This window comes from Providencia sp. PROV252, assembly GCF_033676005.1.
GTDB classification, from domain to species: domain Bacteria; phylum Pseudomonadota; class Gammaproteobacteria; order Enterobacterales; family Enterobacteriaceae; genus Providencia; species Providencia vermicola.
Genome location: NZ_CP096294.1, coordinates 274,790 through 287,982, shown reverse-complemented (window position 1 = coordinate 287,982; position 13,193 = coordinate 274,790). Strand labels below are relative to the sequence as shown.

The window sequence follows — 13,193 nt, the reverse complement described above, 5'->3', positions numbered from 1 at the left end:
ATTTTAACTAAAAATTAGTCTTCTTTAGAACGGTTTGCACGACGGCGATCGTTCTCAGTCAGATGACGTTTACGCAGACGGATAGACTGCGGAGTCACTTCAACTAATTCGTCATCATCAATAAACTCAAGCGCTTGTTCCAAAGTCATTTTAATTGGTGGTGACAGAGTTGTTGCTTCATCGGTACCTGACGCACGCATGTTAGTCAGTTTTTTACCAGTTAAGCAGTTAACTGTTAAGTCATTAGAACGTGAGTGAATACCAATGATTTGGCCTTCATACACTTCAGCACCGTGACCTAAGAATAATTTACCGCGATCTTGCAGGCTGTACAGCGCGTAAGCAACCGCTTTACCTTGACCGTTAGAGATCAGCACGCCGTTTTGACGACCACCGATTTCACCTGGGCGAACATCATCGTAATGGCTGAATGTTGAGTACAGTAAGCCAGTACCTGAAGTCATTGTCATGAACTCGGTACGGAAGCCAATCAGGCCACGGCTTGGGATGATGTAGTCAAGACGCACACGGCCTTTACCATCTGGCATCATGTCACGCAGGTCGCCTTTACGCTCACCTAACGCTTTCATGACATCACCTTGGTTTTGTTCTTCAACGTCTAAAGTGACTTGTTCGAATGGTTCTTGTTTACGACCATCGATTTCGCGAATGATAACTTTTGGACGAGATACCGCTAACTCGAAGCCTTCACGACGCATGTTTTCGATCAGAACAGATAAATGCAGCTCACCACGACCAGATACACGGAATGCATCAGGGTCTTGAGTTTCTTCAACACGCAGTGCAACGTTGTGAACCAGTTCTTTATTCAGGCGGTCAAGGATCTGACGTGAAGTCACGAATTTACCTTCTTTACCGCAGAAAGGTGAGGTGTTAACACAGTAGAACATGCTAACTGTTGGCTCATCAACCGCTAACGCAGGCAGTGCTTCAACGCTACCCACTTGGCAGATAGTGTCAGAGATATTCAGTTCGCCTAAACCTGTCAGCGCAACGATATCGCCCGCTTCAGCTTGTTGTGAATCGATACGCTCTAAACCTAAGTGAGTCAGAACTTTACCAATTTTACCGTTGCGAGTGTTACCTTCGCTGTCGATAACAGTCACTTGTTGGTTAGGTTTAACCACACCACGTTTGATACGACCGATACCGATAACACCTAAGTAGCTGTTGTAATCCAACTGCGAAACTTGCATTTGGAAAGGACCATCGACATCGACTGCAGGTGGCGCAACATGCTCTACGATAGCTTCGTACAGCGGAGTCATGTCTTCAGCCATGTTTTCGTGCTCAAGACCAGCAATACCGTTTAATGCAGATGCGTAAACGATAGGGAAATCGAGTTGCTCATCCGTTGCACCTAAGTTCACGAATAAGTCGAATACTTGGTCAACAACCCAATCAGGACGTGCGCCTGGGCGGTCAACTTTATTGATAACAACAATAGGACGTAAACCGTGGTCGAACGCTTTTTGCGTTACAAAGCGAGTTTGTGGCATTGGGCCATCCATCGCATCAACAACCAGCAGCACACAGTCAACCATAGACATAACGCGCTCAACCTCACCACCGAAATCGGCGTGACCTGGGGTGTCTACGATATTGATATGATAACCATTCCATTGGATAGCGGTATTTTTAGCAAGGATAGTAATACCACGCTCTTTCTCCAAGTCATTGGAGTCCATAACACGCTCATCAACCGTTTCACGTTCACCGAACGTGCCTGATTGTTGCAATAATTTACCCACCAGTGTGGTCTTGCCATGGTCAACGTGAGCGATGATGGCGATGTTTCTTAAGTTTTGAATTGACAAGGATTTTTACCGTTTAATTGACAGGAAAGGAATATGCTTTTTGCGGTATTCTAATTACCCAAACATACTTTCTACGTTAATTTGCTGTTATTTTACACGTTTTTCCGCACAAGTGGAATAAATGTGAAACCCATCACTGTATAAAAAGTTTTTAACGAAAAAACATTCAGTTGCGTAACAGTACCAGATTCCCTCATAAAATAATGAGCATCATCTCTGCGAAACCACGAAGTGGCAGAATAATACGCTAAAAACTTAATATTAGCAGCCCAAAAAAAGAACAAAAAATAGACTTTCTTTCTTAATCGCTATTTTTAATGTCTTTTTGTGTTATTTAGATATATCTAAATTGACTATTTAGATATATCTAAATATAGTAAAGCCATAAAATGAATTCGATATATCTAAAGTTACAAACTAAGGAGTAACTATATGCTAATTAAATCTTGTCGTCATGTATATTATGCGCGCCATGACGAAAATCAGCGCGGCCACCACGATGGCTGTTGCCATGGCGAAGGTCGTCACGGGCACGGTGAACGCCGCCATGGGCATGGTGAATGTTGCCACGGTGAAGGCCGTCATGGGCACGGACACGGCGAACGTTGCCACGGTGAAGGCTGTCATGGCCACAGTGATGAGCGCCAAAGAGGCCGCGGAAGAGGCAAAGGCCTGCGCCGTTTATTCGACCACGGTGATCTTCATATCATGGTGCTTTCATTAGTGGCGAAAAAACCGAGCTACGGTTATGAAATTATCAAAGATATTCAAGAAGCTTCGAACGGTCTTTATGTGCCAAGCCCAGGTGTTATTTATCCAACATTAACACTGTTAGAAGAACAAGGCTTTTTAGAGTCTCAAATTGTTGAGCGCAATCGCAAAAGTTTTACTATTACGCCAGAAGGCTCTGCGCACTTAGCACAGAATAAAGAAACAGAAGCGGTTATTGCTCGTAAGCTGGCGAAAGCACGTGATATGCAACAAGGCAGCAATTTAGCAGAAGACATTGAAATGGCAGTCAGCCGCTTTAAAGCCCTACTGCGCCACAAAATGGTTCTGAAACAATTGAATGAAGAACAAACGCGTCAAATTGCTTCCATTATCAATGATGCCGTAAAACAGATTGAAGAAGTGAATACCTTATTAACGAACAGTGATGATGAATAACACCTCCTCACTCATTAAATAATGTTTGCCAATTCAGCTTTGGGCTTATTATTAAGCACAAAGCTGGCTTTTTTCTCTACCCTTTTCTTTTTGCACCGAAACAGTGCAGCTCATCATCAAAAATGCACCAACTAAGTGCAAACTGTGACTATTTTTAACTCAATCGATTGACATTCTCTCGTAACAATCCGTATTTACTCTTCTTTTAAAAGTTGGCACGATTTTCGCTTATAGTATTTATAGTGAGCGAGCAACGTGCATTAATGTGATTAATCACCGCCGCCATGCCAGACAAACCAACAAACGCAAAATATGATGCGGTTTGTTGATTAGACCCGACCAGGAGAGCCGAGAATGTCCGCTGAACATGTTTTATCGTTAATTAAAGAGCACAATGTAAGATTTATTGATCTGCGTTTTACCGACACAAAAGGTAAAGAGCAACATATCACTATCCCTGCTCACCAAGTTGACGAAGACTTCTTTGAAGAAGGCCAGATGTTCGACGGTTCATCAATTGGTGGCTGGAAAGGCATCAACGAATCTGACATGGTACTGATGCCAGATGCATCTACTGCAATGTTAGACCCATTCTTTGCTGATGTGACCTTAATTATCCGTTGCGATATTTTAGAGCCGGGTACCATGCAAGGTTACGACAGAGACCCACGCTCCATTTCTAAACGTGCGGAAGATTTCCTGCGTTCAAGCGGTATCGCTGACATCGTGTTATTTGGTCCAGAACCTGAATTCTTCGTTTTTGACGATATTCGTTTCGGCAACAACATGCACGGCAGCTACTACCATATCGATGATATCGAAGCGGCATGGAACACTGGCACAAAATACGAAGGCGGCAATAAAGGCCACCGTCCAGCCGTTAAAGGTGGTTACTTCCCAGTACCACCTGTAGACTCATCACAAGACCTGCGTTCTGCAATGTGTACCACAATGGAAGAGATGGGCTTAGTTGTTGAAGCTCACCACCATGAAGTGGCAACTGCAGGCCAAAACGAAGTCGCCACCCGCTTTAATACGATGACCAAAAAAGCGGATGAAACCCAGATTTATAAATATGTTGTGCACAATGTTGCCCATGCATACGGCAAAACAGCTACCTTTATGCCTAAGCCATTAGTCGGTGATAACGGTTCAGGTATGCACTGCCACATGTCTTTATCAAAAGACGGCGTGAACCTGTTTGCGGGTGACAAATACGGCGGTTTATCTGAAATGGCGCTGTACTACATCGGCGGTATCATTAAACATGCTCGTGCGCTGAACGCATTTACAAACCCAACAACAAACTCATACAAACGTTTAGTTCCAGGCTTTGAAGCTCCTGTAATGCTAGCTTACTCTGCACGTAACCGTTCTGCATCTATCCGTATTCCTGTGGTTGCAAGTACCAAAGCACGTCGTATTGAAGTGCGTTTCCCAGACCCAGCAGCTAACCCATACTTAGCGTTTGCAGCGCAGTTAATGGCGGGTCTTGATGGCATTATCAATAAGATCCACCCAGGTGATGCAATGGATAAAAATCTGTATGACTTACCACCAGAAGAAGCAAAAGAAATCCCAACTGTTTCAGGTTCTTTAGATGAAGCACTAGCGGAACTGGATAAAGATCGCGAGTTCTTAACTCGTGGTGGTGTATTCACAAATGACGCTATCGATGCGTACATTGAATTAACCCGTGCTGACATTCAACGTGTCCGTATGGCACCACACCCGCTCGAATTTGAAATGTACTACAGTGTGTAACACGCCGTTCCACTGATAGTCTTTGTTGCCGTGAAGCACTTGCCCCATCTTTTGATGGGGCCTTTTCTCTCTAAAACTGCACCAAAGAAACAAAAATCAAATATCGGTTGTTTGGTCTATCAGGTATAATGCACCAAAATAGTGCAGGAGTGACATGACATGAAAACCGAACATTTGCCAGCACCCGAACAAATCCTCGACTCCCTTATTAATAGCGTGCTTATTTTGGATTACGATTTGGTTATCCATTACGCCAATCATGCCGCATTGCAAATCCTAACCCAAAGTCAGCGCAAACTCTATGGGACTCCCCTTCCACTCTTATTTAGCTATTGCTCACTCAATGATGAATTAATGCTCAATAGTTTAAAAGAAGGCCACAGTTTTACTGAAAATGAGGTCACGTTGGTGTTTAATAACCATTCCCACGTAATGTCATTCAGCGCACAACCTTTTTCAGAACAATTTATTTTAGTTGAGCTGTCACAACTCGATAGCCAGCGACGCCTTAGCCAAGAATTGGCGCAAAATGCACAGCAACTTGCCGCGCGTGAACTGATCCGCGGTCTGGCTCACGAAATAAAAAACCCACTGGGTGGGTTGCGGGGGGCTGCGCAGTTGTTATCTAAGGCGCTGCCCTCCCCACAATTAAATGAATATACTCAAGTCATTATCGAACAAGCCGACCGCTTAAGAGCCTTGGTCGATAGATTGCTTGGGCCACAGTATCCAGGACCAAAAACTCAGCAAAGTATTCACCATATTATGGAAAACGTGGTGCGCTTAGTTTCCCTCGAAAAACCTGCTAATGTCACATTAACTCGCGACTATGATCCAAGTTTGCCCGATTTAGACTATTACCCCGATCAAATCGAACAAGTTTTACTGAACGTCACCCGCAACGCTCTACAAGCCGTCGCTGATACGGGCGGTCATATCACACTACGCACGCGCACTGCATTTCAAGTCATGCTACAAGGTGAGCGTTATCGGTTAGCTGCGAGGATTGATATCGAAGACAACGGCCCTGGCATTCCATTGGCCATCCAAGATACGCTTTTCTACCCAATGGTGAGTGGCCGACCTGATGGGACAGGGCTTGGGCTGTCAATTGCGCGAAGTTTAGTGGATCAACATGCAGGGAAAATCGAGTTTACCAGTTGGCCAGGGCACACTGAGTTTTCTATTTATCTACCCATCAAAAAATAGGGGATAACCATGTCGCAGGGAAAAATTTGGGTCGTGGATGACGACAGTTCCATTCGCTGGGTTTTAGAGCGAGCACTCAACAGTGCAGAATTTGTCTGCACCTGCTTTGACAGTGCTGATGCAGTACTTGCTGCATTGGAAAACGCACTCCCTGATGTTTTGTTATCCGATATTCGCATGCCTGGAACCAATGGTATTGAGCTACTCAATACCATTAAACAATCACACCCCCTTTTGCCGATCATCATTATGACAGCTCACTCAGACCTCGATGCTGCCGTTAATGCCTATCAATCTGGTGCCTTTGATTACCTGCCTAAACCGTTTGATATCGATGAAACTGTGGCATTGGTTGAACGTGCGTTAAATCATAGCCGTGAACAGAACCACACGGGGCGTGAAACAAAACAAAAAGCGCCGATTGTTTCATCCACCATGATCGGTGAAGCGCCTGCAATGCAGGAGGTGTACCGCATTATCGGCCGCTTATCGCGCTCATCAATTAGCGTACTGATTAACGGTGAGTCAGGGACAGGGAAAGAGCTTGTTGCCCACGCGTTGCACCAACATAGTCCACGAGTTAGTGAGCCATTTATTGCCCTGAATATGGCCGCTATTCCAAAAGATCTCATCGAGTCGGAGCTTTTTGGTCATGAAAAAGGCGCATTCACAGGAGCAACCCAAGTTCGTCAAGGGCGTTTTGAACAAGCCAACCGCGGTTCATTATTTTTAGATGAAATTGGGGATATGCCCCTTGATGTACAAACACGGTTATTACGTGTTCTTGCTGAAGGGCAATTTTACCGTATTGGTGGCTATACTCCTGTGAAAGTGGATGTGCGAATTATTGCCGCCACCCACCAAGATCTTGAAAAACGGGTTAAAGAAGGTTTATTCCGTGAAGATTTATTTCACCGATTAAATGTGATTCGAGTACAACTTCCTCCTTTGCGAGAACGAACGGAAGATATTCCACGCCTTGCACACTATTTTTTACAAAATACCGCAAAAGAGTTAGGTGTAGAAAGTAAAGTACTGCACCCTAACAGTGAAAAAATTCTGCAGCGCTATTATTGGTCAGGAAATGTTCGCCAATTGGAAAATGTCTGTCGCTGGCTGACCGTTATGGCGGCAAGCCAAGAAATTTTACCGCAAGATTTGCCAGATGATTTACTGGAAGAGCACTCAATACAAAACACTGAAACCAATAAACCAAAGGCCAATGAACCTGCAAAGGCTCCTTTACCCGTGCATCAATTCACCTCAGATGCACAATGGTTTGAATTATTGGAAAAGTGGGCTGACCATGCGTTATCCGCTGGAAAAGATGATTTATTAGCACAAACAGTGCCACTATTAGAACGCACTCTACTTAACTGCGCACTGAAACACACCGATGGACATAAACAGGAAGCTGCTCGCTTATTAGGCTGGGGGCGCAATACCCTAACCCGTAAATTAAAAGAATTAGGCATTGAATAAACCACAATAAAATTAAATAACTTCATTTAATTTTGGCAATTATTCAAAAAGGAGTAGAGGAAAACTCTACTCCTTTATATTAATTATAAAATAGTTTTATTAACGTTTCATATTAAAAAAAATAAGCACTCTCTATTTTAGACAAACTAACCCCTATCCCACTCCTTATAATGACCATTAAAATACGATATTCTATTTAATGCAGTACATTAATGATTCTTTTTTAAGAAAATCACATATCTTATTTAGCCAAGTGAAATTATTAAACACCCTATGAACACATTATTTTATTACGACCTAAAAAATCAAAAAAACGACAGGAAACATGCCAATTGTGAAAGGCAGTATTTAAACCCACTCAGTAACACAAAATTTTCACTTTATGATTAAAACCTAAAAAATAACGACTAAAATAAACATCTTCTATATCGTAAATTTTTTATTCTATAACTGTAAGCATTTTTAGTAATAACGAAGATGTTTTTTATAAAAACAATGAAATTCGAGTATACTATTTTGAGCAACCTTTTCAGATATTACGATATCAATCATTGTTTTTCGTTATTTCGCTCTCTTTTCAAACAAAAATAAAATTTGACTTAAGATTAAAAACCCAAAAATCACATTATGCGAGAGGAATAAAATTTAAAAATCACGCTAAAATTATTACTGGGTTTTTATTTTTATTTAACTTTAGTGATTCATGAATAAAAAATGAAAATTCTTTTATTTTAAAACATAAGCCCATTCTCTAACACATAATGTGTTTTCTATTTTAAAACAACCAAAAATAAAATTAAATTATTATTTAATGCTATTTTTTAGTTGACTTGTTTATTTGAAAAAATAACCACAAAATACTCTCCAATTGAGTAAGCGAATATTTAGCTCGCTCTCAATACCATCAAATAAAATATCTTCCTTGGAGAGTCATAAATGAAAAAGAATATCATCGCAACGTTAATTGCGACGTCGTCTATTTTTGCTATTAATAATGCATTCGCTGCTGACGGGACTATCGATTTCACGGGTGAAATTACCGACCAAGCCTGTGAATTAGCGGCAGGCTCTGATGCATTAAAAGTGAACTTAGGGAAAGTCTCTAAAACGGCATTACCTAGTGCGGGGAGCACCGCGGCTGCCACTAAATTCACCATTAAATTAATTAACTGCCCAGCCACCGTCACCACGGCATCCGTAAAATTCGATGCTGACTCGTATTTAGGAGATGACACGGTTATCAAGCTAAAAGAAGAAGCGGGTGTGGCTACAGGTGTAGGGATCCAAATTACTGATGATATAAATACCGTTGTTCCGCTGTTTACGGCATCTAAAAACTACCCATTACAGCAAAATGTGGAAAATAACTTAGATTTTAGAGCGCGTTATATTGCGAAGTCTGACACGGTAACAACGGGTCCAGCTAACGGCACAGCAACGTTCACAATCAATTATAACTAATTGGACTTTAAGGTTTAAACGGACTTAAACCTTATTCCTGCATTACTAGGTGATAATATGAAACGCTTAATTTGTTTTTTTATATCTTTATTCTTATTTATGCAAACCGCCAATGCTGGCGTCATTATTGGCGGCACCCGCGTGATTTATAATGAAGGGAATAAAGATGTCAGTATCAGTGTCGAAAACCCCGATAAAATCCCTTACTTAATTCAATCGTGGATTGATGGCATCGACGAGAAAAAACAATCGGATTTTACTATTACACCACCATTATTCCGATTAAATGCCGATAAAACCAATGCACTGCGTATCTTTTTAACGGCGAACACCTTACCCAAAGATAAAGAATCGTTATTTTGGCTCAATATTAAAACCATTCCTGCCACCGAGCGCACGGAAAATTCGTTGCAAATTGCCTTTAAAACACAAATGAAATTGATTTACCGCCCTTCAGCGATTAAAGACGTGAACTTTGAAGAACAACAAAAAAAACTGACATGGTCTAAATCGGGTAATCAATTAACCGTAAAAAACCCGACACCCTATTTTATGAATTTCCAAAGCATTACCTTTAATGGCAAAAAAGTGAGTGATGTCTCCTATGCAGCACCCTTTTCTAGCGCCACCTTTGACGTCAATGACAACGCAGCCCACGGCACCGTGAAATGGGAAGTGATTAATGATTATGGCTCTGCCGCTGAGGCGTCTGAAGCAAAAATATAGCCCAATATCTTTGTAGGTTGTGAACATGAAAATAAATAAAATATGCCTTAGCCTATTCATTTATTTAGGCTATACGGCACCTTTATACGCCGAAAACCCGACCAACAATAATACGGCTGAGGGAAAAACGTATTTTGACCCTGACTTTTTAGAATTGCCAAATAAAGAAGCGGTGGACTTAAGCCAATTTGAAAATAACCAACAATTAGCTGGCAGCTATTATGTCGATATTTATGTGAACACCAATTTAATTGGCGCGAAAAGTTTAAAGTTTGATAAAAATAGTGATAATAAATTAGCACCATGTTTAACACTCGATGATTTAAAAAGTTTTGATATTAAAATTGCGGATTACCCTGAATTAAATAATAGCCAAAATAACTGTGTCAATTTGTCCGCTATTCCTGATGCCAAAAGTGACTTTGATTTTGATTCTCAACGTTTATATTTGAGCATTCCACAAATCGCACTGGCGAAAAACCCGCGGGGTTACGTGGACTTAGCGGATATCGATAATGGCATCACCGCCCTGCTGCTCAATTACAGCTACAGTGGGTCGAAAAATACTGACCGTAAAGGCGGCGAAGATACCACGTCAAACTACGTGAACCTGCGCCCAGGGATTAATATCGGGGCATGGCGCCTGCGTAACTACACCACATGGTCAAATAGCAGCGGGCAATCCAATAAATGGGATACCATTTACACCTATGCATCCCGTGGTATCAACAGCCTAAAAAGCCAGTTAATACTGGGAGATAGCACATCGCCATCTCAAGTGTTTGACAGCGTGCCGTTTCGTGGGGCGCAACTCGCTACCGATGACGATATGTACCCCGAAAGCTTACGCGGTTATGCCCCTGTGGTACGTGGAATAGCACGCAGCAATGCACAAATCACCATTCGCCAAAATGGCTATACCATTTACCAAACGGACGTGGCCGCAGGCCCATTTGAGATCAGCGATCTGTACCCGACAGGGAGCAGCGGTGACTTACATGTGACGATAAAAGAGTCGAATGGCAGCGAACAAGTACAAATTGTGCCGTTTGCATCACTCCCTGTATTACAACGCGAAGGGTATTTAGCCTATAGCGCCACCGCGGGTGAATATCGCTCTTACGATAGCAACGTAGATAAAACCAAATTTGGCCAGTTTACCTTGATTTATGGCTTACCCCATGGCGTGACCGCCTACGGTGGTAGCCAGTTAAGTGAAGATTATCAATCTTATTCAGTGGGTGCGGGGCAAAACTTAGGTCGATTTGGGGCGGTATCTATTGACGTCACCCAGTCCTACGCTAAGTTGCGTAGCGACATCAAAGAGCGCGGGCAATCCTACCGTTTTCGCTATAACAAAAACCTGAATGATATCGGCACCAATATCGCCTTAGCGGGTTATCGTTATTCCACAGAAGGATTTTACAGCTTATCGGAAGTGTTCGATACCTTCCGTGATACCAACTATGTGCCTGAAATTGAACGCCGCCGTAATCGCGGGGAAATTACTTTGAGCCAAAATCTTGGGGACACTTACGGTTCAATTTCAGCGGGTTACGTCAACGAAGATTATTGGAACAGCGACCGAAAAACCCAGTCTGCTACGCTGGGTTATAACAATAGCTGGCAAGGGATCAGCTATGGGCTGAATTATACCTATAACAAGAACACCAGCAGCTATTCATACACTACGGGAACGAAAAACCAGAGTGATGAAGACCACTTATTCACGTTCTCGGTCAATATTCCGTTTAGCTTGTTTGATGACACGGCGTACATCAACTTTGTTAGCAACCATAGCAGCCGTGACTCCAGCACAGGTAGCATGGGGGTGTCTGCATCCCAGCTTAATAACCGTTTAAATTGGAGTATGCAACAAGGCTTTACCAATCAAGAAACGGGAACAACAGGTAACTTAAATGCCTCCTATAAAGGGCAATATGGTGAAGTGTCTGGTGGTTCGGGTTACAGCAAAGACAACTATAACCTCTATTACGGGGTGAACGGCAGCTTAGTCGCACACTCAAACGGGCTAGTGTTAGGGCAACAGTTGGGTGAGACCGCCGCCCTTGTGGAAATCCCGAATGCAGGGGATGTACCGATTATGAATCAAGCTGGCGTGGTAACCAATAACCAAGGTTATGCGTTAGTGCCGTACATGACGGCTTACCGTAAAAATACCGTGGATATCGATACTTCCGCGTTACCCGACAATACCGAAATGGAGTTAACCAGCCAAACCGTCGCACCAAGCCGTGGCGCCTTAGTGAAAGCCAGCTTTGCGGCAAACGTTGGTTACCGTGCGATTATGGCGCTGACCTTTGCTGACGGTAAACCAGTACCATTTGGGGCACAGGCCATCTTTAACGATAACAACCAATTAAATAGCCTTGTCGGTAATGACGGTGAAGTGTATTTATCCGGCTTAGCAGAAAGTGGGCAGTTTATTATTCAATATAACGAGAAACAACAATGCCAAGTAAATTATAACTTAGCAGGTATTTCGGATTATATGGGCTTATATAAAACCACTGCGGTTTGCCAATAATAAGGAAATAGAAAATGAGAAAATTAATTTTTCAATCAATATTAGCGGCTAGTTGTGTATATTTATATTCAGGATATGCGACTGCGGCTTGTACGCAAAATCCTAATTTCAGAAATATACAGGCTAATATTCCATCTGCTACCTATAACCTTCAATATGATGATACCGCAGCGAGAGATCTTGGTTCGTTTAATGTACGTTACTTATCCGCTTCATCAACAAAGACTTATGGTGAAAATACCAGTTGTGGTAATTCCTATTTACAAGGAAATTTTATCAATAGTTGGACGCCTAATAATTATATCGCACCTTCAAATATACCCGGAATTGGCATTACAGTTGCAACAGGGGGTATTGGTGGAAATTTTAATCGCCGGTTTGGGCCCCAAGGCTCAGGGCAGTTAGGTTGGATTGTCTATGATACTGTTTGGCATATTACAATCAAAAAAACTGGGCAAGTGACTAGCTCGGGTGTGATTCGCTCAGGAAGCGTTGCACAGCTAACCCAAACTAATAGTGGAGTATCAGGTACATGGTATTTAACAACTCTAAACATGCCTGCTAATGCCATTCGTATAAACGTATTAAGCTGCTCATTAAAAAGCCCCGTACCAACGATTAATTTAGGTGATTGGTATGATACTCAATTCCCTTCAGTTGGTAGTACCAGTACAGAAGTCGATATCCCCATTACATTAACCTGTATGGCTGGCACCAATATTAAAGCAACCGTCACAGCAACCAGTGGCGCTGTTAATGCAGCACAAGGCCAATTAGCCTTGTCAGGGGGAGCCGATAAAGCTACTGGGGTTGCGATACAAATTATTGATGCTAATAAAAACCATATCCCTTTAAACAGTAAACGAACCATAAAAGATAATGTCGCCGCAGGCGATTATATTTTCGGTTGGAAAGCGCGCTATATTAAAACTGCCGATAAAATTACCCCAGGCCCTGCAAATGGCACTGCCACTATTAATATTCGCTATGAGTAGGAA

The 13,193-nt window shown here is 42.4% G+C and carries 9 protein-coding genes; 8 read left to right on the top strand and 1 reads right to left on the bottom strand.

Translation table 11 applies throughout. The annotated features are described in order from the left end of the window. Positions 1-14 precede the first annotated feature (14 nt). The gene (typA, locus tag M1F05_RS01280; RefSeq protein WP_206084923.1) at positions 15-1,838 is read right to left on the bottom strand and encodes a ribosome-dependent GTPase TypA; all 1,824 of its coding nucleotides are present in this window, start codon (positions 1,836-1,838) and stop codon (positions 15-17) included. Between the two features lie 432 nt (positions 1,839-2,270). Between typA and M1F05_RS01275 the strand changes: the two genes are divergently transcribed. The 8 genes from M1F05_RS01275 (at position 2,271) to M1F05_RS01240 (ending at position 13,190) form a co-directional block, all read left to right on the top strand. Next, the gene (locus tag M1F05_RS01275; RefSeq protein WP_241016860.1) at positions 2,271-3,005 is read left to right on the top strand and encodes a PadR family transcriptional regulator; all 735 of its coding nucleotides are present in this window, start codon (positions 2,271-2,273) and stop codon (positions 3,003-3,005) included. Positions 3,006-3,359: 354 nt separating this feature from the next. Continuing rightward, complete coding sequence (glnA, locus tag M1F05_RS01270; protein WP_206084925.1) at positions 3,360-4,769, top strand: glutamate--ammonia ligase; 1,410 nt, start codon at positions 3,360-3,362, stop codon at positions 4,767-4,769. A gap of 159 nt (positions 4,770-4,928) precedes the next feature. Continuing rightward, positions 4,929-5,978, top strand: a complete 1,050-nt coding sequence (gene glnL / locus M1F05_RS01265; protein WP_206084927.1) for a nitrogen regulation protein NR(II) — start codon at positions 4,929-4,931, stop codon at positions 5,976-5,978. 9 nt (positions 5,979-5,987) lie between these two features. Continuing rightward, positions 5,988-7,460, top strand: a complete 1,473-nt coding sequence (glnG, locus tag M1F05_RS01260) for a nitrogen regulation protein NR(I) (protein ID WP_206084929.1) — start codon at positions 5,988-5,990, stop codon at positions 7,458-7,460. A gap of 936 nt (positions 7,461-8,396) precedes the next feature. Beyond that, positions 8,397-8,921: a fimbrial protein gene (locus M1F05_RS01255; RefSeq protein WP_206084931.1), complete on the top strand. Its 525-nt coding sequence runs from the start codon at positions 8,397-8,399 to the stop codon at positions 8,919-8,921. Positions 8,922-8,978: 57 nt separating this feature from the next. Beyond that, the gene (locus M1F05_RS01250; protein ID WP_206084933.1) at positions 8,979-9,647 is read left to right on the top strand and encodes a molecular chaperone; all 669 of its coding nucleotides are present in this window, start codon (positions 8,979-8,981) and stop codon (positions 9,645-9,647) included. A 25-nt stretch (positions 9,648-9,672) separates the two neighbouring features. Beyond that, the gene (locus M1F05_RS01245; protein ID WP_206084934.1) at positions 9,673-12,195 is read left to right on the top strand and encodes a fimbria/pilus outer membrane usher protein; all 2,523 of its coding nucleotides are present in this window, start codon (positions 9,673-9,675) and stop codon (positions 12,193-12,195) included. Positions 12,196-12,209: 14 nt separating this feature from the next. Continuing rightward, positions 12,210-13,190 (top strand): fimbrial protein, encoded by a 981-nt coding sequence (locus tag M1F05_RS01240; protein WP_206084936.1) that lies wholly within the window; start codon positions 12,210-12,212, stop codon positions 13,188-13,190. The last annotated feature ends 3 nt before the right edge of the window (positions 13,191-13,193 follow it).

What these genes read in the sequence shown, in the direction of transcription:
- M1F05_RS01255 (WP_206084931.1), top strand. Translation starts at nt 8,397, where the DNA reads ATGAAAAAGAATATCATCGCAACGTTAATTGCGACGTCGTCTATTTTT.
- glnG (WP_206084929.1), top strand. Translation starts at nt 5,988, where the DNA reads ATGTCGCAGGGAAAAATTTGGGTCGTGGATGACGACAGTTCCATTCGC.
- M1F05_RS01245 (WP_206084934.1), top strand. Translation starts at nt 9,673, where the DNA reads ATGAAAATAAATAAAATATGCCTTAGCCTATTCATTTATTTAGGCTAT.
- M1F05_RS01250 (WP_206084933.1), top strand. Translation starts at nt 8,979, where the DNA reads ATGAAACGCTTAATTTGTTTTTTTATATCTTTATTCTTATTTATGCAA.
- glnL (WP_206084927.1), top strand. Translation starts at nt 4,929, where the DNA reads ATGAAAACCGAACATTTGCCAGCACCCGAACAAATCCTCGACTCCCTT.
- M1F05_RS01275 (WP_241016860.1), top strand. Translation starts at nt 2,271, where the DNA reads ATGCTAATTAAATCTTGTCGTCATGTATATTATGCGCGCCATGACGAA.
- glnA (WP_206084925.1), top strand. Translation starts at nt 3,360, where the DNA reads ATGTCCGCTGAACATGTTTTATCGTTAATTAAAGAGCACAATGTAAGA.
- M1F05_RS01240 (WP_206084936.1), top strand. Translation starts at nt 12,210, where the DNA reads ATGAGAAAATTAATTTTTCAATCAATATTAGCGGCTAGTTGTGTATAT.